General features: G+C 68.5%; 18 protein-coding genes. 7 read left to right on the plus strand and 11 right to left on the minus strand.

Annotated features, from left to right (window positions below; all coding sequences use genetic code 11):
- Positions 1-228: 228 nt before the first annotated feature.
- Positions 229-1,350, minus strand: coding sequence for an FAD-dependent monooxygenase (locus tag ACSVDM_RS28155; protein WP_439268832.1), 1,122 nt, complete (start codon positions 1,348-1,350; stop codon positions 229-231).
- A 160-nt stretch (positions 1,351-1,510) separates the two neighbouring features.
- Here ACSVDM_RS28155 and ACSVDM_RS28160 point away from each other — a divergent pair, with 160 nt between their 5' ends.
- Positions 1,511-2,077 (plus strand): TetR/AcrR family transcriptional regulator, encoded by a 567-nt coding sequence (locus ACSVDM_RS28160; protein WP_439268803.1) that lies wholly within the window; start codon positions 1,511-1,513, stop codon positions 2,075-2,077.
- A 17-nt stretch (positions 2,078-2,094) separates the two neighbouring features.
- Here ACSVDM_RS28160 and ACSVDM_RS28165 read toward each other — a convergent pair whose 3' ends face one another.
- Positions 2,095-2,517 carry a MerR family transcriptional regulator gene (locus tag ACSVDM_RS28165; protein WP_439268804.1) on the minus strand — a complete coding sequence of 141 codons (423 nt, stop codon included), beginning with the start codon at positions 2,515-2,517 and terminating at the stop codon, positions 2,095-2,097.
- 46 nt (positions 2,518-2,563) lie between these two features.
- Between ACSVDM_RS28165 and ACSVDM_RS28170 the strand changes: the two genes are divergently transcribed.
- Entirely contained in the window at positions 2,564-3,616 is a 1,053-nt protein-coding gene (locus tag ACSVDM_RS28170) for an MBL fold metallo-hydrolase (protein ID WP_439268805.1), read from the plus strand.
- Here the strand turns inward: ACSVDM_RS28170 and ACSVDM_RS28175 are convergent.
- From ACSVDM_RS28175 to ACSVDM_RS28190, 4 genes are read right to left on the minus strand one after another with little or no spacing between them, the layout of a single operon-like run.
- Positions 3,569-4,999, minus strand: coding sequence for a GntP family permease (locus ACSVDM_RS28175; protein WP_439268806.1), 1,431 nt, complete (start codon positions 4,997-4,999; stop codon positions 3,569-3,571). The two genes, ACSVDM_RS28170 and ACSVDM_RS28175, sit on opposite strands and share 48 nt — an antisense overlap.
- 11 nt (positions 5,000-5,010) lie before the next feature.
- The gene (locus tag ACSVDM_RS28180; protein ID WP_067644484.1) at positions 5,011-5,652 is read right to left on the minus strand and encodes a bifunctional 4-hydroxy-2-oxoglutarate aldolase/2-dehydro-3-deoxy-phosphogluconate aldolase; all 642 of its coding nucleotides are present in this window, start codon (positions 5,650-5,652) and stop codon (positions 5,011-5,013) included.
- Positions 5,649-7,280, minus strand: coding sequence for an N-acyl-D-amino-acid deacylase family protein (locus tag ACSVDM_RS28185; protein ID WP_439268807.1), 1,632 nt, complete (start codon positions 7,278-7,280; stop codon positions 5,649-5,651). The genes ACSVDM_RS28180 and ACSVDM_RS28185 overlap by 4 nt, the downstream gene beginning before the upstream one ends.
- Before the next feature lie 9 nt (positions 7,281-7,289).
- Positions 7,290-8,585, minus strand: coding sequence for an amino acid deaminase (locus tag ACSVDM_RS28190; RefSeq protein ID WP_439268808.1), 1,296 nt, complete (start codon positions 8,583-8,585; stop codon positions 7,290-7,292).
- A gap of 145 nt (positions 8,586-8,730) precedes the next feature.
- Here ACSVDM_RS28190 and ACSVDM_RS28195 point away from each other — a divergent pair, with 145 nt between their 5' ends.
- From ACSVDM_RS28195 to ACSVDM_RS28210, 4 genes are all read left to right on the plus strand, one after another.
- Positions 8,731-9,762 (plus strand): sugar kinase, encoded by a 1,032-nt coding sequence (locus ACSVDM_RS28195; protein ID WP_439268809.1) that lies wholly within the window; start codon positions 8,731-8,733, stop codon positions 9,760-9,762.
- On the plus strand, positions 9,759-10,529 hold the full coding sequence (locus ACSVDM_RS28200; protein ID WP_439268810.1) for an IclR family transcriptional regulator: 771 nt from the start codon (positions 9,759-9,761) through the stop codon (positions 10,527-10,529). Before ACSVDM_RS28195 ends, ACSVDM_RS28200 begins: the two co-directional genes overlap by 4 nt.
- 3 nt (positions 10,530-10,532) lie before the next feature.
- Positions 10,533-10,940 carry a RidA family protein gene (locus ACSVDM_RS28205; RefSeq protein WP_439268811.1) on the plus strand — a complete coding sequence of 136 codons (408 nt, stop codon included), beginning with the start codon at positions 10,533-10,535 and terminating at the stop codon, positions 10,938-10,940.
- Positions 10,941-11,047: 107 nt separating this feature from the next.
- Positions 11,048-11,215, plus strand: a complete 168-nt coding sequence (locus ACSVDM_RS28210) for a hypothetical protein (RefSeq protein WP_166655834.1) — start codon at positions 11,048-11,050, stop codon at positions 11,213-11,215.
- Between the two features lie 68 nt (positions 11,216-11,283).
- On the opposite strand, the gene ACSVDM_RS28215 is transcribed toward ACSVDM_RS28210, so the two are convergent.
- A complete protein-coding gene (locus ACSVDM_RS28215; RefSeq protein WP_439268812.1) occupies positions 11,284-11,961 on the minus strand; it encodes a response regulator in 678 nt (225 codons plus the stop codon).
- On the minus strand, positions 11,962-13,146 hold the full coding sequence (locus ACSVDM_RS28220) for a sensor histidine kinase (RefSeq protein WP_439268813.1): 1,185 nt from the start codon (positions 13,144-13,146) through the stop codon (positions 11,962-11,964).
- A gap of 226 nt (positions 13,147-13,372) precedes the next feature.
- Here ACSVDM_RS28220 and ACSVDM_RS28225 point away from each other — a divergent pair, with 226 nt between their 5' ends.
- Positions 13,373-14,875 (plus strand): alpha/beta hydrolase, encoded by a 1,503-nt coding sequence (locus ACSVDM_RS28225; RefSeq protein ID WP_439268814.1) that lies wholly within the window; start codon positions 13,373-13,375, stop codon positions 14,873-14,875.
- Positions 14,876-14,878: 3 nt separating this feature from the next.
- Here ACSVDM_RS28225 and ppc read toward each other — a convergent pair whose 3' ends face one another.
- From ppc to ACSVDM_RS28240, 3 genes are read right to left on the minus strand one after another with little or no spacing between them, the layout of a single operon-like run.
- A complete protein-coding gene (gene ppc, locus ACSVDM_RS28230) occupies positions 14,879-17,650 on the minus strand; it encodes a phosphoenolpyruvate carboxylase (protein WP_439268815.1) in 2,772 nt (923 codons plus the stop codon).
- A 58-nt stretch (positions 17,651-17,708) separates the two neighbouring features.
- Complete coding sequence (locus ACSVDM_RS28235; protein WP_439268816.1) at positions 17,709-18,266, minus strand: sugar O-acetyltransferase; 558 nt, start codon at positions 18,264-18,266, stop codon at positions 17,709-17,711.
- A 40-nt stretch (positions 18,267-18,306) separates the two neighbouring features.
- The gene (locus ACSVDM_RS28240; RefSeq protein ID WP_439268817.1) at positions 18,307-19,374 is read right to left on the minus strand and encodes an ABC transporter substrate-binding protein; all 1,068 of its coding nucleotides are present in this window, start codon (positions 19,372-19,374) and stop codon (positions 18,307-18,309) included.
- Positions 19,375-19,414 lie beyond the last annotated feature (40 nt).

A 19,414-nucleotide genomic window follows, 5' to 3' on the forward strand; every position in this document is an offset into this window, starting at 1 on the left:
AGTCCGCCATGACCGCACTCCCAACCCCGCACGACCCGACCTCGAGGAGGGTCCGCCGCGAAGCGGCGCAGCGGCCCTCCAGGGGCCGCGCTCGAGCGCGCCAGCGCTCCAAAAACACAGCCCAATACCTTCGTGGTGCACAAAACACCGCAGTGGTCCCGTCCGGGCGAAAGTGCGGCAGGCACACCTACCAGCACCGCCCGAAACAACAACCACTCCCCCCCAACCTCACGGCTCCCAATCCAAAACCTTTCCCAGCGAACGAAACTGAGCACCGGCCGGAGTCATCCGCAAAGCCGCATCACGAACCGCGACCAACGGCCGCGCGGACAGTTGAGCGACAACCCCGATCGCCCCCGACCGCCGAGCGATCATCTGCGTACGAGGCCGCCGCTCGCAGTCATAGCGCCTCAACCCATCAGTCGTACCGGCCAACCGCGAAAGAACAACCGCATCCTCGAGCGCCTGACACCCACCCTGCCCGAGATTCGGCGTCATAGCGTGAGCGGCATCCCCGAGCAGCGCGAGACGACCTGCGGTGAACGTCGACAGCGCGGGAAGTTCATAGATGTCGTTGTGTAACACCCTATTCGGATCGGCAGCCGCGAGCAGCGCCGGAATGGGATGGTGCCACGCGGCGAAGCGGGCACGCACGTCGGCGAAACTACCGCCGGCACCTTCCTCCGCGTCGTAGACCGCGAAGCAGTAGATGCGCCCATCGGGCAGCGGCGCCATGCCGAAACGCGCTCCCCGACCCCATGTTTCGCCGAACTCGGTCAACGGCTCGGCGATACCGACCACCGCGCGCCACACCGTGTACCCGGCATATCGCGGCGCGACCTCCCCACAGACGGCCCGCCGGACAACGCTGCGGATACCGTCTGCGCCGACGACCAAGTCGGCAGTAGAGCTGACCTGGCCGACGTCTCGCCCCGAACCGGCCGAATGCACGACCGTCCCGTCCGGGTCGACCCGCTCCACCGAAACCCCGGTTTCGACAACCCCTTCCGACAGAGCACCCCGGAGGATATCCAGCAACGCAGCCCGATGGATCATCACCGGCGCCCCGAACCGACGCCGCATGGTCGCCACATCGGTCCGCGACAACCATCGCCCCCGCTCGTCCCGAATCCCCGCCGACACATCGTCCAACCCCTGCGCCCGCACCGCCTCGCCGACACCGAGCGCGTCCAGCGCCCGCAAAGCATTGGGCCACAGCGAGATTCCCGCCCCGACCTCGGTGTACCGCGCCGCTCGTTCGAGCACCCGCACCGACCATCCCCGTTCGATCAACCCGAGGGCGACCGCCGTCCCCCCGATTCCGCCGCCGACAACAATCGCTGTAGCCATTCCGAACCCTTCGTATCGAGTGACGATTCCTGTCCGGGTACCACTTGCGGACCGGAGAGGCTCGCGCACGAAGCCTTCCCGGTGCGATGCCACCGTACTACAGCTGTAGTGAACCACACTACGGATGTAGTAACCATCACTACGCCCGTAGTATCGATCTGTGGCAACCAAACGCGAACAGATCCTCGACGCGGCCATCGAGGTATTGGGCACGCGCGGCTCACGTGGCCTTACCCACCGCGCCGTGGACCAAGCCGCCGAACTACCCGCCGGCTCCACGTCCAACTACTTCCGTACCAGGGAAGCGCTGCTGTGCGGGGTGGCCGAGCGCCTCGAGCAGCGCGATCACGCCGACTGGACCGCCCTGCACCGCGTCCTCGGTCCGCCCACCGTCGACCACCTCGTCGACGCGCTCGCCCGATTCATCACCCGCGCGACGACCACCGACCGCGTCCGCACCCAGGCCCGCCTCGCGCTCTTCGGCGAATCCCAAGCGATGCCGACCGTCGCCGAATCGCTGCGACGCGGGCACGGCCGACTGAGGGAGCAGGCGGTCGAGCTCGCCGCTCAGGCGGGCATCGACCCGATCGATGCCGGAATCCTGGTCGACTACATGGACGGCGCGGTCATCCACCGCCTCACCGGCGCGGAGCACGGCAAAGACCCCCGCGACGCGCTCGAACGGCTGACTCGAACACTCTCGCCGCCTGCCCGAAAGGCACGCTGACCGCACCTCGCGATCGACTACCCGAACAACGCGCCGATGCGTTCTGCCGCATCCTCGCGACTGAACCCCACGCACTCCGGACATTCATCGACGATCGGGTGTACACAGCGCAGGACGTGGGCCAGGAAATCGATGGTGCGCGTGAGATCACGCACGCGCGCACCGAGTTCGGCCTGCTTGCCCGCGAAGAGTTCGACCCGCTCCGCACGGGACCGCGCCGCGAACAGGTCCTTGATCTCGGCCAGCGAGAGCCCAGCGCGCTGACAGAGCAGCACGAGACGCGCCCGCACCACCAGGTCGTCGCTGTAGACCCGATGACCGCCCGGCGCCCGGGGCGGGACGAGCACCCCGACGTCCTCCCAATGACGCAGAACATGGGCGGCGACACCCAGTTCGACGGCGACATCACCGATTCGGCGCGGTCCGGCGGTATTGGTCACGTTCGCCTCTTTACTTCAGGTCGACCTGAAGTTTTAGCGTAGCTCCATGACAACCGAACACAACCTCGCACAGGTGGGCGAGCGAGTAGCGACGCCGGATGTGTGGCAATGCTGCCGCGCCGTGTCCACGGCGATCACCGGTGCTGTGCTGCCGCGCCGACCCGATCGCCGATTCCTTTCCGCACTGCGCGACAACGGATTACCGCGTGGCTCGACAACGGTCGAGCTGGTCGCCTTGGCGCAGAACGCCCGCAGCGTGCCGACCGCCGCCGTCGTCGAAGGTGTGTTCACTCCGCGCCGGATCGAATCCGCGATGACGGCCTTCGTTGTGCGGCACCCCCGGGCGACCTTCCTCGTCGACCCGGGCATCTGCGTCGACGTGCGGCGCCGGGCGGTAGCCGAACTACCGCCGATACTGCGGCTCGCGGTGAACCCGCCGAGCGATGTGCTCGATATCCGAGAGTCCTTGCAGCGCAGCGGCATCGATGCCAGTGACGTCGACTTCGCGCTGCCGACTCACCTGCACTGGGATCATGTCGCCGGACTGCTCGATCTGCCGGACCTGCCGCTGCGGCTGCATCGACCCGAACACCGGTGGGCGATGACCGGCCCGGTCGCCCCCGTCGGCGGCGTGCGGCAAGCCGTCCGGGATCGCCCGCTCGACTGCTACGAACTCGACGGCCCGCCCGTCCTCACCTTCGCCGCGAGCCACGATGTGTTCGGCGACGGCGCGGTGGTGCTGGTCGATCTGTCCGGCCACACACCGGGCAGCATCGGAATTCTGCTCCGCACCGCACGCGGACCCGTCCTGCTGGCGGGCGACGCCGTCTGGCACAACCTCCAGACCACCGAGCTGCGCCAGAAGTCGGGCTACCCCGGTGCGCTGGCCGACGACGACCGCACCCGGGCCTGGCGAACGATCCATCGCCTGCACGCCGTTCGCGATGCGGTCCGCATCGTGCCCAGCCACGACCACCGGGCCGCGTGCGCGTGGACCGAAGACAGCGCGACCGGGCTGCCCACGCAGGACAGCCCGGTTTCCGCCGAACCGCTACACGATCGAGAACAGCAGCGCCGCGACCGCGAAACTCACCACTGACAACACGGTTTCGAGCACCGTCCACGTCTGCAGTGTCTGTTTCACCGTCATGTTGAAGTACTTCGCGATGATCCAGAAACCGCCGTCGTTCACGTGGCTGAGGATGATCGAGCCCGCGGCGATCGCCATGGCGATCAGAGCGATCGACATCTGCGAGTAGTTCTGCTCGGCCACCAGCGGGGCGACGATGCCGCCGGTGGTGACGATGGCGACCGTGGCCGAACCCTGGGCGATACGCAGGCCGCAGCTGATGAGGTAGGCGAGCACGATGACGGGCAGGCCGGCCGCCGACATCGTGTCGGCCAGGGCGGTGCCGATACCGGTGGCCGAGATGACCTTGCCGAAGAACGCGCCCGCACCGACCACCAGCAGCACCATGCCGACCGGCTTGAGCGATTCGGCCGTGATGACGCTGAGTTCCTGCACGGTGGAACCACGCCGGATACCGAGCAGGTAGAACGCGACGAGCACGGTGATGAGCAGCGCCACGGCGGGCGTACCGAAGAAGGTGAGCACCTGCAGCAGGGCCGAATCCTTGTCCAGCAGTTGGTATCCGAAGGTGGCGCCGAGGATCAGTACCAGCGGGATGGCGATGATGGCGCCGATCAACGCCACCGAGGGTGGGGCCTTGGTGACCACACCGGTGGCGACGATGCCGCCCTCCTCGTCGTCGGTGTCGGGTTCGAGCGGCACGAATTCCTCCGGCACCGAGACGATGACCCGCTTGCCGATGTAGGTGCCCCACAGGATGCCGGAGGCGATGAAACCCGGTATGCCGCAGACGAATCCCATCACGATCAGCCAGCCGAGACTCACCCCGAGCAGTCCGCCGAGCGCGACCGGTCCCGGATGCGGCGGCAGGAACGCGTGCGTCATGGACAGACCGGCCAGCATGGGCATGGCGTAGAGCACCAGCGAACGTCCACCGCGCTTGGCCGCGACGTAGATCAGGGGTGCCAGGACGAAGATGCCGATGTCGAAGAACACCGGGATGCCGAAGATGAGGCCGAGGATGCCCATCGCGACGGGCGCGCCCTTCTCACCGAACACCCGCAGCAGCTTGTCGGTGAGAACATCGGCGCCACCGGATCTTTCGAGGATCGCACCGAGCACGGTACCGAGCCCGATGATCACCGCGATGTGTCCGAGAATATTGCCGAAGCCGGTCTCGAGCAGCGATTCACCCGCCTTGAGCGGGGTGCCGACGATCTCGGAGACCGGAAGTCCGGCGGCCAGTGCCAGCAGCAGACCGGTGAGCAGCAGCGCGACGAACGGCTCCAGTTTGATCTTGATAATGGCGATGAGCAGTACGGCGATCGCGAGACCGCACAGCACCAGCAACCCGGGGGTGGTGGTGCGCAACCAGTCGACTGTGGCGCCCATGGACAAACCTCTCAATCCAGCGAATGAACGAAACGTGCGGCCCGCGAGCCGATCTCGGACCAGCGCGAGCTCGCGACGTCCAGGGGCGCGACCACCTCGGTGCCCGCGGTGACGGCGATGGCGCCCGCCTGCAGGTATTCCCGCGCGTTGTGCGCGTTGACGCCGCCGGACGGAATCAGGAACACATGCGGGAACGGACCGAGCAGGTCTTTGAGATAGGCGGGGCCGAGCGAGCGGGCGGGAAAGATCTTCACCGCTGCCGCACCCAGGTCGACCGCCGCCAGTACCTCGGTGGGCGTGAAGGCACCCATGATGACCGGGATCTGGTTCGCCACAGCGACTTCGGCGACCTCCGGGCGCACCGCGGGGGTGACGAGGAACTGCGCGCCGACGTCGACGGCCGCCGCCGCCTGGTCGCGGGTGGTGACGGTGCCGACGCCGATCACCGCGTCGGCGGCGCGGCGCGCCTTCGCGATCGCGTCGAGCACACCGAGGGTGGTGAAGGTGAATTCGACCGCACGCAACCCCGCACCGGCCAGTGCCTCGGCCAGTGCGACGGGATCGGGGACGGCGGGTGCGCGGACGACGGTGAGCGCCCGGTCGGCCCGGATCACCTCCATCGCCCGTGACGACGAGCTCAGCAGTGGATTCATCGGGTCTCCTCTCGCGTGGCGTCCATGCGCAGGGCACGACCGGCGCGGACTCCGGTCGCGGTGCCGTTCTCCACGGCGAATTCGCCGTTGACCAGCACGTGCTGGATACCACGCGCCTGCTGACGTGGCTGCTCGAACGTGGCCGTGTCGTGGACCGTCGCCGGATCGAACACCACCAGATCGGCGGCGAAACCGGGCCGGATCAGGCCGCGCTCGGCCAGCCGCAACCGGGCGGCGGGACGGCCGGTGAGGTGGTGCACGCAGTCCTCGAGACCGAGGACGCCGAGCTCACGGACATAGCGTGACAGGTAGCGCGGGAAGGTGCCCCACGCGCGCGGATGCGGGCGGGCGCCGACGAGCAAACCGTCGCTGCCGCCCATGTGCCCGGCGTCGACCATGATCGCGCGCACGTTCTCCTCGTGGCCGACGTGCTGCAGGATCGTGGTGGCCAGCTGGTCGCGTTCCAGCAGCTCGAAGAACACCTCGACGGGCGCGGTGCCGCGCTCGGCGGCGATCTCGGCGACGGTGCGGCCGACGTGCTCGGCGACGGTGCGGCCGACGTGCTCGGCGAGTTCGTCGTTGCCGACACCGCTGATCTGGATGGTCTCCCACTCGACGGTGACACCGTGACACCCGTCGGAACCGTGCACGTCCACATCGGCGGCGATGCGGCTGCGCGCGGCCGGGACACCGAGCCGGTCCAGCGCGGCGTCGGGACCGCCCGACATCGCCCAGCTGGGCAGCAATGCCGACAGCGTCGTCGAGCCCGGCAGGTACGGATAGGTGTCGAGGGTGATGTCGCAGCCGTCGGCACGCGCCTGGGCGATCATGGCGAGCAATTCCGGTGCGCGACCGCGATTCACACCGAAGTTCATGGTGGCGTGGGTCAGGTGCAGGGCGCAGCCGGTGGCCTTCGCCAGACCGATCATCTCGGCGTAGGCCTCCAGCGCGCCCGCACCGTAGGAGCGGGTGTGCGGAGCGTAGAAGCCACCGTAGGAGGCGACGACGGCGCACAGGGCGGCGAGTTCACCGGTGTCGGCATACATTCCGGGCGTATAGGTGAGCCCGCTCGACATGCCGACCGCGCCCTCGTCGAGCCCCTGTGCGAGCAGCGCGCACATCCGGTCGATCTCAGAGGTGGTCGCCGCACGCTGATCGGCGCCGACGACGAGCAGACGCAGCGTCCCCTGCGGCACCAGATAGGCGGCGTTGGGAGTGATGCCCTGGTCGAGCCGGTCCAGGTACTGACCGACGGTGCGCCAGGAGAAGTCGAAGTCGGCGGGGTTGCCGTTCCAGCCCGCGATCTGCTTGCGCACCAGCGCGAGTGCGGCGTCGTCGATCGGTGCGTAGGACAGCCCGTCCTGGCCGATCACCTCGGTGGTGACGCCCTGGGTGATCTTGGGGATGTGCTCGGGGTGGGTGAGCAGGTACAGATCGGAATGGGCGTGCATATCGATGAAGCCAGGCGCGAGTACGGAACCCGGCTGCACACCGACCACGCGGGCATCGGTGTGGATCGAGTCGGCGATCTCGGCGATGCGGCCGTCGCGGACGAGGACGTCGCCGTGGGTGCGTGGTCCGCCGGTGCCGTCGACGATATCGATGTCGCGAAAGAGCAAGGAGGTCATGGTCGTCCGTCAGAAGTAGGTGCGAATGAGGTCGACCACGCGCGGGTGCGCCGTCTCGGCGGAGTCGATCACGGGAATCAGCCGCCATTTGTCGAAGGCGGTACAGGGGTGGGAAAGGCCCAACCGCACAACACTTCCCACGGAAAGATCCGCGACCGTGGCGCCGGGCAGACGCAGGAAGGTGTGCTGGTCGTTGAGCGCGCTCACATGCGCGCCCGACGGGAGTGCCGACCCGCCGACCACGAGTTGCGGTGTCGGCAGGCCCTCGTCGAAGGGGAAGTCGCGTTTGCCGCCGTCGAGCAGGGCGAGTTCCGGCTCCGGACGGGAGACGACCCGAGCCCAGCCGTGCATCGCCGAACGCAGGCCGGGGTCGGCGGCGGGGGCGCTGAGCGGGGAGATGCCCGCGTAGAAGCCGTCGTCGTGCACGAGGTACGCGCCGCTGCGCAACACAACGGTGGTCGATCCCGGCGCGGTCGGCAGCTGATCCGAGGCGAGACCTGCCAGTTCTTCGACGACCAGTTCGGGATAGGCACTGCCGCCCGCCGAGACGATAGCGGGCCCGGAGTACAGCTCGCCGAGTTCGCGGTGCAGGGCGGCGAGTTCGCGCAGGTAGTCACGAACAGCGGTCAGCGCCGCGGGGGTGCGATCGTGGGCCAGCGCGCCTTCGTATCCCCCCACGCCTGCCAGCACGAGGCGTTCGCTGCCGACCAGGGCGTGCGCGACCGCGAGCGCCTCGGCACGGGTCCGTGCCCCGGTACGACCGTGCGCGCCACCCAGTTCGACGAGCACGCGGACCCGCGGACCGGGCGCGGTGTCGCGCAGGATCTTGTCCATCAGCTCGACGGTGGCGACGCTGTCGGCCCAGCAGTAGAACTCGAAATTCTCGTCGCGCGCCGACTCCTCGGCCACCCAGGCCAGCCCGATCGGGTCGACCAGTGCATTGGCCAGCAGGATCCGGCCGACCCCGAAGGAGCGGGCGAGCTGTGCCTGCCAGGCGGTGGCCAGGGTGATCCCCCAGGCACCTGCCCGCAGCTGTTCGCGCCACAGCTGCGGCGCCATGGTGGTCTTGCCGTGCGGGGCGAGCGCGACACCACCGGCACTGCTCCAGTCGGCCATCAGCGCCCGGTTGGCGTCGAGGGCCGCGCGGTCGAGGGTGAGCAGCGGCGTCTGCCAGTGCGTGAGTTGCGGTGTGCCCGTGAGGTATTCGCGGACCGTGTGTCCCCACGCGGCGGGTGGGGCGCTCTTGATGTGCGGACCGAGCAGCTCGGCGGCCAGCGCGTCGACGACATCGTTGTCGATGGTCACAGCATCCCTTTCCCGGCGGGTACACAGCCGGATCGGACATGTCCGGCGGCTATTGCACTATATGCAACGTGAGTTGCACTGAATGTTTCTGCTCGTTATTGTGCATGCAGACAGCAGTGACCGCAACCACGAAAGGTCCGACGAGGTGACCCACGCAACAAAGGCACAGCCCAGGGCGGTCACCGTCGGCGAGGGATTGGCGGTGCTCGTCGCCGAGCCCGGCCCGCTCGAACGCTCCGGGATGTTCGAACGTTGCGCCGGTGGCGCCGAGGCGAACGTGGCCTCGGTGCTGGCCCAGCTCGGGATATCGGCGGCGTGGCTGTCGCGGGTCGGTGACGACGGGTTCGGGCGCTACCTGACGGCCGAGCTGGCCAGTGCGGGAGTGGACGTGGCAGCGGTCGCGGTCGACCCGATGCGGCCGACCGGCATCTACATCAAGGAACGCGGCGGCGGCTCGGACGCGGCACACGACCTACCCCGGGGTGAGAGCCGCATGCACTACTACCGGTCCGGGTCGGCCGCCAGCGCCCTCTCGCCCGTCGACCTCGACGCACCGCCACTGGCGCGAGCCGACCTCGTGCACTTCACCGGCATCACCCCCGCGTTGTCCGAGTCGGCCTGCGCGCTCACCCGTGGCCTGCTCGACCGCCCGCGACACGGTTCGCTGGTCAGCTTCGACCTGAATTACCGTCCGGCCGTCTGGGGTTCGCGTATCGGTGCGGCCGCCGACGAACTCGCCGCGCACGTGCGTGGCGCCGATGTCGTGTTCCTCGGCGCCGACGAAGCCACCGAGATCTTCGGTACCGGTGATCCGGCGGCCCTGCGTGGCCTGTTCCCCGAGCCCGGGCAGCTCATCGTCAAGAACGACAAGCACACCGCGATCGGCTTCGACGGTGATCACGTGGTGGAAGTTCCCGCGCTGAACCTCACCGTCACCGAACGCATCGGCGCCGGTGACGCTTTCGCCGGCGGCTATCTCGCGGCGCTGCTGCACGGCGCCGACCTGCGCACCCGTCTGCGCTACGGGCACCTGTGCGGGGCCGCGACTCTCACCGCCTCGGGCGATTCGGCGAAACTTCCACCGTCCCAAGAACTCCGGCGACTGGCAGCGCTTCCCGACGATGCTTGGACGGGGCTCACCTATCCACCGCGAGCAGATGGGACGATCGGGCCATGAGTCAAAGCGTGTCGCGAGCCCTGTCCATTCTGATCGCGCTCGGCGAGGACTCCCAGTCCCTCGACGAACTGGCGGGCCGGCTCGGGGTGCACAAGTCGACGGTGCTGCGGCTGCTACAGACCATGCAGGCCGAACGATTCGTGGTCCGCGACGCCGCGCACCGCTATTCACTGGGCAGCCGCATGTTCGAATTGGCAAGCCACGCACTGGAAAACCGTGACGTGCGCACGGTCGCCCGGCCGCATCTGAGCGCCCTCGGCACGACCACCGGCCAGACGGTGCACCTGGCCGCCTACGAGTCCGGCGACGCGGTCTACATCGACAAGGTCGATGCCGAACAGTCGGTGCGGATGTACTCGCGCATCGGCAGGCCCGCTCCCCTGCACTGCACAGCCGTCGGCAAGGTTCTCGTCGCCGCGCTGTCTCGATCCGAATGGACCACGGTGGCAGCACGTTTGGACTACCACCCGTTCACCCCACGCACCCTGCGTACGCCGGAGCGATATCTCGCCGAGCTGGAAAGAGTTGCGGCCCAGGGCTTCGCCGAGGACCACGAGGAACACGAGAGCTTCGTCAACTGCATCGGAGTGCCCGTGCGCGACGGCATCGGCAATGTGGTTGCCGCCGTGTCGGTCTCGGTGCCCGATGTGCTGCTCGATCACGACCAGGTGCTCGCGCTGCTCCCCCAGGTGCGCGCGTGCGCCGATGCCATCTCCACCGAACTCGGCTGGGATCCCCGCCGAGCCGTCCCCGCGAGGAAAGGCTGAACCATGTCCGACAAGATCGCCGTCCGCACCTCCGACGCTCCCGCCCCCGCCCACACCTTCTCCCAGGGCGTGCGCAAGGGACCGTTTATCCAGGTCTCCGGGCAGGGGCCGGTCGATCCGGAAACCAACGAGTACCTGCACCAGGGTGACGTGGCCGCTCAGACCACCCGCACCCTGATGAACGTGAAGGCCATCATCGACGCGTCCGGCGCCACCTTCGACGACGTGGTGATGTTGCGCGTGTACCTCACCAAGCGCGAGGACTTCACGATCATGAACGAGGCGTACGGCGAGTTCGTCACTCAGCACATCACCGACGGGGTGCTGCCGTCGCGCACCACCGTGTTCACGGGGCTGCCGCGCGCCGAGATGCTCGTGGAGATCGATGCCGTGGCGATCGTGACCGATTGAGCGACTGCGTTTCCCGCGATGCGAAGGACACCGGAGTGAGGCTCGTGTTGAGATGGGTCGGGCCCCGCCTGGGGCCTGTTCGACCCGTCCTACCCGAGGATCAGCCTATGTTCGTCAAGACCGCCCGTCCGCTCGCCGTCGCCGCACTCGCCCTGTTCGTCACCGCCACCGGTGCGGGCACCGCCTCGGCCGCCACCGCGACGCCCGTCGTCGGTTCGGTGTCGATCTGCACCGGCATCCCGGTCGGGCCGCTCACCATCAGCGTCTGCCTGTGACCTAGGCCAGTCGAAGTAGCAGGTGGGGTGGTGCCGCACAGCGGCGCCACCCCACTGTGCGTTCCGGCTCAGTGTTCCGCGTCGCGAACCAACAGTGCGATCTGTACCCGATTGGCGAGGCCGAGCTTGGTGAACAGGTTGGTGGTGTGTGCCTTGACGGTGGCGACGGTGACCTGTAACCGCGCGGCGATCTCCGGGTTGCCGAGCCCGTCCGCGATGGCTCGCGCGGTATCGAGTTCGCGTTCCGACAGGGCGGCCAGCCGTTTCCGCGCGGCGTCGCGGGAGTCGCTGCGGGCTTCGGCGGAACCCGGCCCGGTCGCCGCGGCGATCACCCGCGCCGTGACCGTGGGAGACAGGACGGGGTTACCGGCCGCGACGGTGCGCACCGCCTCGGCGATCCGCGCGGGCGGAGTGTCCTTGAGCACGAAGCCGAGTGCGCCGGCGCGTAGGGCACGCAGTACCAGTTCGTCGGAGTCGAAGGTGGTCAGCATGAGCACCGCGGGCGCGGCCGGTTCGGCGCGCAGGCACCGGGTGGTGTCGACGCCGTCGCGGCCGGGCATCCGCACATCCATCAGCACGACGTCGGGTCGCTGTTCTCGCACAACCTCGATCGCGGTGTCCCCGTCGGCGGCCTCCGCGACGACGGTCAGATCCGGTTCGCCGTCGATGACGAGTCGTAGCGCCATCCGCACCAGCTGGTCGTCGTCGACGATGACGACGCGCACCGTCTCCTGATCACTGTGCACTCATGCTCTTTTCTCGTGATCGTGCTCCGGCCAGGGAAGTTGGGCGGTGAGAACGTACCCGTTGTCGGATGTGTGGTGGTGGTCGAGTGTTCCGCCTGCGAGGGTGATGCGTTCGGCGAGGCCGAGGAGACCGAAGCCCGAGGCCGGTGGCCGGGCAACGGCGGTGGTGCCCGCCGAATTACGGACGCTGACGTGTAATTCGCCACCGGGCGCCCCGTCCACGGTGACGCGGACCTCCGCCGCCGGCGCATGCTTCGCGGCATTGGTCAGTCCTTCTTGGATCACCCGATAGCCGGTCCGTCCCACGGTCTCGGGTGGGGTGCCGGTCACCGTGCCCGCGAGCGTGACGTCCAGGCCCGACGACCGGGCGTCGGCGACCAGTTCCGGGATCCGGTCCAGGGTGGGTTGCGGTGGTTCGGGGCGGTCTGGATCGGCGCGAAGGACGCCGAGGACGTCGCGGAGTTCTTCCAGCGCTTGGCGGGAACCGTCGGCGATACCTCGGATCAGCATGCGCTTCTCCTCGGCCGAGAGGTCTTCACGGTGATCGAGTACGCCGGCTTGCATGGCGACCAGCGAGATCCGGTGGGCGAGCACATCGTGCATTTCGCGGGCGATCCGGTTGCGTTCGGTAGCCCGGGCCTGGGCCGCCCGGGCACCCTGTTCGCGTTCCGCGCTGTCGGCGCGTTCGCGCAGCGATCGCACTTCGGCGCGGCGGGCGTCGATGGCCACGCCGGTGGCCACGGCGATCCCCGCGGTCGAGACCGTCAGTGCGAGTTGCAGCCAGACCGGGGCGGGCGGGGTGTCGACCGGGTAGAGACCCTGAGCGAACTGCGCCGCCGACACATAGGCCGCAACGACCACGGCGATCTCGACCGGACGGCGACGGGTGGACAGCGAACACAGTGCCAGCAGCGCGGCACCGGTCGCGAGCGCCGACGCAGCCGAGGCGATCACGACCACCAGCGCGACGGTGAACGGGAACCGGCGCCGCAACGGCAGCACCGACAGGCAGCCGAGTGCGATCAGCGGATCACCGGTCACCAGCCAGGAACATGTGTCGGCCGTACAGCCTGCGGGCAGTACGGCGGCGACGGAGAACCAGAGGGCGGCGCCGATGGCCGCGGCCGCCGTCAGCCGCCAGGTCTGCTGCCATGCCCCGAGTCGTGCCGGGCCGTCGGTGTCCACCCGGCCATTATGGCGACGACGACCGGCCTCGAGCACCCACCCAGCGGCTGAGATGTGCTCGACCCGGGGCGAATGGCCGACTCGACTTTCGTCGAACACGGTCGCCGCCGCCGGGGCGATGTGCCTGCGGCGCGGACTCGACAGACTCGATCATGTACCAGCCGGACACGAGCCCCGCTGACGGTCTGCTCGTGGTAGGCGCCATGTCGTCGGGGAGTAGCAGCGAATGAATCGACAACGGACCTGGAGCCTGCTTGCCGTGCTCGGTCTCACCGGAGCGCTGGTCGGGTCGCCCATGGTGGTCGCGCAGCCGACCGAAGATCCCACAGCGCAGGTGCGGTGGGGCGCATGCCCGGAGGGGGTCGAAGATCCCGCGGCCGGGCCTGCCCAGTTGCAGTGCGCCACCGTGGCGGTGCCCTTGAACTACAACGAGCCCGAGGGCGTGCGGATCGAGATCATGATCTCGCGGCTGGCGAGCAAGAACGCGGACAAGCGTCGCGGCGTGTTGTTACTCAACCCCGGTGGTCCAGGTGGTTCGGGCTTGGACCAGCCCAAGTTCCTGGCCGCTCACGGATTGTCCGCAGAGGTGCTGGACAGCTATGACGTGATCGGTATGGACACCCGCGGGGTAGGGCATTCGGCACCGGTGAGCTGCGGATTCACCGATGACCAGGCGTACTTCGGCAATATCCCGCCGTACGCGGTGAACGACGCGGCGGTCACCGAACGGGCCGGCGTCGCCGAGGGGGTTGCCGAGCAGTGCGCGGCCAACGACCACGAGGGCCGGTTGCGCCACATCTCGACGGCGAACATGGCTCGCGACCTGGACCGGATCCGGGCGGCGCTGGGTGAGGACAAGGCAAGCTTCCTCGGTTACTCCTACGGCACCGCATTGGGTGCCGCGTACGCCTCGATGTTCTCGCAGCAGGCCGACCGCATCGTGCTCGACAGCAATATCGGCGACACCCACCTCGACCACGACGGGATGCGCCTGTACGGCCTCGGCATGGAACAGACGTTTCCCGACTTCGCGCAATGGGCCGCCGACCGCCACGACACATACGGCCTGGGCCGCACATCGGAAGAAGTGCGGCACACGTACTTCACCCTCGCCGAGCGACTCGACGCGAACCCGGTGGACGGAATGGACGGCAGTCTCTTCCGTTTCGGTACCTTCTTCACGCTCTATCGTCCGGCGCTGTACGCGTCGGCCGCCGAGAGCTGGAAGTCGCTGCTCGAAACCGGACATCCCGGGCCCGCGGGCGGCCGCCCGCCGGGTACGGGCGCGCCTTCGCCGAACGACAACGGCTGGTCGGTGTTTCTGGCCGTGACCTGCAACGACGTCGAATGGCCCGAAGACATAGGGACCTACCGGCGTGCCGTCGCCGAGGACCGGGAACGGCACCCGCTCTACGGTGCGGCCGCCGCGAACGTGATGCCCTGCGCCTACTGGAAGCTCGGGCCCTCCGAGCCGCCGGTGCGGATCGACAACACCGGCCCGGCCGATGTGCTGATCGTGCAGAACCAGCGCGACCCGGTCACCCCGCTACGCGGCGGCCGGCTGCTCGACGAGAAGTTCGGTCAGCGGTCCCGCTTGGTCACCGTCGACGGGAGTGGGCACGGGGTCTATGTTCTCGGCGACGACAACCCCTGCGCGACCGATGTCGTCACCGGCTACCTGGTGGACGGCACCATGCCCGGCCACGACATCACCTGTCACGCGGACTAGGACCTAGCCCGAGTTGCGCAGGGCGGTGGCGAGACCGTTCATGGTGAGCAGGATCCCCCGCTTCACCAGTTCGGAATCGTCACCCCCGCGCAGCCTGCGCAGCAGGTCCACCTGGAGCTGGTTGAGCGGTTCCAGGTAGGGGAAACGATTGTGGATCGACTCCGCCAGCGACGGGTTGTCGCTGAGGAGTTCGTCATGGCCGGTGACCGCCTTGTACATGCGGATGGTTCGCGCGTGTTCCTCGCGGATCATCCCGAAGATCGTGTCGCGCAGGTGTTCGTCGTCGACGAGGTCGGCGTAGCGGGCGGCGATGTCGAGGTCGCTCTTGGCCATCACCTGCGCCAGGTTCGACAGCACGGTGCGCAGGAAGGGCCAGCGCTGGTAGAGATCGGTGAGCCGGGCCAGGCGCGCCGGATCGTCGCCGACCCAGTCCTCCAGTGCGGTGCCGGTGCCGTACCAACCCGGCAGCATGACGCGGGCCTGGCTCCACGCCATCACCCACGGGATCGCCCGCAGGTCCGACACCGAATTGGTCGGTTTGCGCGAGGCCGGGCGGCTGCCGATATTGAGGTCGCCGACCTCGGCGACCGGGGTGGACTGCCGGAAGTACTCGACGAAGCCGGGGGTGTCGTGCACCAGGTGCGCGTAGGCGGCGCGGGCCCGGGTCGCCAGGTCGTCGAGCAGTTCGTAGGCGGGTTCGGCGTCGTCGCCGAGACCCTCCACGTCGAGCAGGGTGGATTCGAGGGTGCCCGCGATGAGCGATTCCAGGTTGCGGTGTGCCGCACCGGATTCGGAGTATTTCGCGGCGATCACCTCGCCCTGTTCGGTGAGCCGCAAGGACCCCCGCACGGCGCCGGCGGGCTGGGCGAGGATCGCGTCGTAGCTGCGACCACCACCACGTCCGACGGTTCCGCCGCGACCGTGGAAGAGCCGCAACCGGATTCCCGATTTGCGCGCCACCTCGACCAGGTCCAGTTCGGCGCGGTAGAGCGCCCAGTTCGCCGCCAGGTACCCGCCGTCCTTGTTGGAATCGGAGTACCCGAGCATCACTTCCTGCCGCATCCCAGCGGCGGCGACGAGGTCGCGGTACACCGGAACCTCCAGTGCGGCAGCGAGAGTCGCCGCGCCCGCACCGAGGTCCTCGATGGTCTCGAACAGCGGGACGATCCCGACCGGGCTGTACGGCGAGCCGTCGGGCGTGCCGGGATCGAGAATCCCCGCCTCCTTCAGCAGCAGGGCCGCCTCGAGCATGTCGCTCACCGAGGTGCACATGCTGATGATGTAGTTCGGGACGGCGGCGGCGCCGAAGGTGTCGATCACGTCCTTGGCCGCGCGCAGCACACCGAGTTCCTTGGCCGCCAGCTCGCTCAGCCGCGCGTTCGGGCCGAGAAGTGGCCTGCGCGTGAGCAATTCGGACGCCAGCAGGTCGACCCGTTCGGCTTCACCCAGGCTTGCGTAGTCCTGGTGCACACCGGACCAGGCGAGTAGTTCGGCGACGACCTGTTCGTGCACCTCGGAGTTCTGGCGCATGTCGAGACCCTGCAGGTGGAACCCGAAGGTCTCCACGGCGTGACGCAGGGCGGCGAGGCGGTCCTCGGCGAGCAGGGCGTCACCGCTGTCACGCAGGGAGGCATCGATCGCGTCCAGGTCGTCGAGCACGGCCTGCGGTGTGGGGTACGGCTCGGCGTCGGTGTTGAGACCGTTGTCCGGGAGGCGGTCGAGCGCGCGTCGCGCGGTGGCACTGAGTCGTGCCCGGATCGCGTGCAGCGCACGGCGATACGGTTCGTCGGCGAACACGGCCGGGTCGTCGTAACCGGCCTCCGCGAGCGCGGTGACCGCCGGGCTCACCCGTACCAGCCGCGCCGACTGCGACAGCGACTTCTCCAGTTCCACCAGCTCGCCCAGGTAGCGGCCGAAGGCGTAGGCGGCGGCCTGCTCGGCGGCGGTGTGCACGACTTCGGCTGTCACATAAGGGTTTCCGTCGCGGTCGCCGCCGATCCAGGACCCCGGGCGCAGGATCGGGCGCTCGAGCAGGTCGACATCGGGCCAGCGGGAACGCAGGGCCGCACGGACCTCGGCGTTGATCGCGGGGATCACGTCGTAGAGGGTCAGGTCGTAGTAGCGCAGACCCACCGAGATCTCGTCCTGAATCCGCAAGCGCGCCAGGCGGATCAGCGCTGTGCGCCACAGGGTGAGCACTTCACGGCGAATGCACAGTTCGGTGTCGTCGTAACCGGGCTCGCCGGGCTCGAGCCTGCGCCGCAACCGCATCAGGGCGGTGATCTTGGCCTGCACGTCGAAGACCGTGCGCCTGCGCGTCTCGGTGGGGTGCGCGGTGATCACCGGGGACACCAGGGCGTCGGTGAGCTGTTCGGCCACGCTCGTGCCGTCGAGATCGGCGGCGTCGAGTTTGGCGTAGGTCGCGGCCAGCGAGGAGTCCTGCGGTGGTTCGCCCGCCGCCACGTGTGCGGCACGGCGGCGGTCGCGCTGGATGTCCTCGGCCAGATTGGCCAGCAGCACGAAGTAGCTGAACGCCCGGATCAGCGGCAGCGCCACCTCGGTGGGGGTGCCGTCGAGCATGTCGGCGACGGCGCTGCGCTCCACTTCCTCGCGACGCACCCGGAACGCCTCGATGCGGACCCGCTCGATGAGGTCGAACACCTCGGGTCCTTCGTGGTCACGGATGGTGTCACCGAGGATGCCGCCGAGGAACCGGATGTCCTCGCGCAACGGCCGGGTGGCTTCCTGCTCCTGCACGACTCGCGATTGGCCCATGAACAGACAGTATTGCCGCCGACCCACCGAACGCGACCCGGCGACGCGCGGATCACACCTACAGCGCCCGGATCACCCTGGCCGGATTGCCCGCCGCGAACACGCGGTCGGGCAGGTCGCGGGTGACCACACTGCCCGCACCGACCACCACGTCGTCGCCGATGGTGACTCCGGGACACACGATGACTCCGCCACCGAACCACACGTTGTTCCCGATCCGGATGGGAGCCGCCGATTCCCAGCGCTGCCTGCGCTTTTCGTGATCCTGCATCGGATGAAGGGCGGTGAGCAGCTGACAGCGCGGCCCGATCGAACAGTCGTCGCCGATGGTGATCGGCGCGCAGTCGAGCAGGATCGCGTCGTAGTTGAGGAAACTGTTGGCGCCGATCTCGATCAGATAGCCGTAATCGCACTGGAATCGCGGCATGATCCACGACCCCTCACCCAGTTTTCCGAGGAGATCGCCAAGCAGCTCGGTCCGCCGGTCGGTTTGGTCGGGCCCAGTGCGGTTGAATTCGTCGCACAACCGTTGCGCCCGTTGCCGTTCGGCCACGAGTTCCGGATCGCTGTCCTTGTACAGGTCCCCCGCCAGCATGCGCTGCTTCTGTTCGCCCACCCCGCCGAGTGTAGGGGTGGGCGAACAGGAAGCTCCGCGCCTACTTCGCCGGGTCGACGCCGAAGGTCGCGGCGATGTCGTCGAGCACCGCGTGCGCGCCGGTGAGACCGACCGAGGTCAGCCAGACCAGGTCGTCGACCGGGGTGATCTTGCCGCGCAGCTGGTTCCACAGCGGATTGGCCTCGGCGGCCGCCTTGCGCTGGGTGGCGGCGTCCTCGCCGCTGCTGGTGAGGAAGACGTAGTCGGCGTCGGCGTCGAGCAGACGCTCCGGGCTCAGCGTGATCGCGAAGTCGTTCTTCGGATCGGCCGACTTGTCGGGCTGGTTCAGGCCGGTGTCGGCGAAGATGTCACCGATGAAGCTGACCCGCTGCATGAGCCGGTCCTCCTTGCCCATGAAACGCAGCAGCGAGACGGTGGGCGCGGTGCCGCCGTTCTTCGCCTTGATCGCCGCGCCGATCGCGGCGGCACGGTCCTGGTAGGCGGTGAGTTTGGCCTTGGCGAGGTTCTCCTTGTCGACCGCCTTCGCGAGCAACAGCAGGTTCTCCTTCCAGGTGGCGCCGGTGGTCTGGCTGAACACCACCGGCACCGTGCCCGAACCGAGCTTGATGCCACGGAACTGCTCGTACTGCTTCTCGTGACGCACCTTGGCCGACACGATCAGGTCCGGGCGGGCGCCTGCCAGTTTCTCGATGTCGGGCGTCTGGACGCTGCCGACGTTGACCGCGCGGCCACCGCAGGTCTGTGCCGACGCACCGAGGAACGCGGGCAGCTTGTCCCCCATGGACTGGTAGGTCGTGTACGCGACGAGTTCGGTATTGAGCACCAGGGCGGCGTCGACGAACGTCTGGTCGAGCGCGGCTACGCGGACCGGGCGGGTGGCGATGGTCGCCGGGTCGACGACGGTGCCGACATCCGCACCCGCCGCGTCCTTCACCGCCCCCTTCTCGATGGTGCGCGGGTAGGCGCCACCGTCGAGATTGCTCGCGGTGTCGCAGTCGCTGCCCGCGGCGCCGGGGTTCGCGCGTTCCTGGCCGCACGCGGAAAGACTCAGTACGGCGGCGGCGACTGCCGCGGCGGCGGCGAGCCGACGGCTCAGTGGGGTATTCATCGACGTCTCCCGGGTGGTTCGGTTGTCCTCAGGGTTGCTA

It is taken from the genome of Nocardia sp. JW2 (assembly GCF_051843015.1).
GTDB classification, from domain to species: domain Bacteria; phylum Actinomycetota; class Actinomycetes; order Mycobacteriales; family Mycobacteriaceae; genus Nocardia; species Nocardia coubleae.

Excerpts from the sequence above, each read along its gene's own strand:
- ACSVDM_RS28180 (WP_067644484.1), bottom strand. The coding sequence starts at position 5,652 with ATGAATCCACTGCTGAGCTCGTCGTCACGGGCGATGGAGGTGATCCGG.
- ACSVDM_RS28175 (WP_439268806.1), bottom strand. The coding sequence starts at position 4,999 with ATGGGCGCCACAGTCGACTGGTTGCGCACCACCACCCCCGGGTTGCTG.
- ACSVDM_RS28205 (WP_439268811.1), top strand. The coding sequence starts at position 10,533 with ATGTCCGACAAGATCGCCGTCCGCACCTCCGACGCTCCCGCCCCCGCC.
- ACSVDM_RS28170 (WP_439268805.1), top strand. The coding sequence starts at position 2,564 with ATGACAACCGAACACAACCTCGCACAGGTGGGCGAGCGAGTAGCGACG.
- ACSVDM_RS28240 (WP_439268817.1), bottom strand. The coding sequence starts at position 19,374 with ATGAATACCCCACTGAGCCGTCGGCTCGCCGCCGCCGCGGCAGTCGCC.
- ACSVDM_RS28210 (WP_166655834.1), top strand. The coding sequence starts at position 11,048 with ATGTTCGTCAAGACCGCCCGTCCGCTCGCCGTCGCCGCACTCGCCCTG.
- ACSVDM_RS28225 (WP_439268814.1), top strand. The coding sequence starts at position 13,373 with ATGAATCGACAACGGACCTGGAGCCTGCTTGCCGTGCTCGGTCTCACC.
- ppc (WP_439268815.1), bottom strand. The coding sequence starts at position 17,650 with ATGGGCCAATCGCGAGTCGTGCAGGAGCAGGAAGCCACCCGGCCGTTG.
- ACSVDM_RS28185 (WP_439268807.1), bottom strand. The coding sequence starts at position 7,280 with ATGACCTCCTTGCTCTTTCGCGACATCGATATCGTCGACGGCACCGGC.
- ACSVDM_RS28200 (WP_439268810.1), top strand. The coding sequence starts at position 9,759 with ATGAGTCAAAGCGTGTCGCGAGCCCTGTCCATTCTGATCGCGCTCGGC.
- ACSVDM_RS28155 (WP_439268832.1), bottom strand. The coding sequence starts at position 1,350 with ATGGCTACAGCGATTGTTGTCGGCGGCGGAATCGGGGGGACGGCGGTC.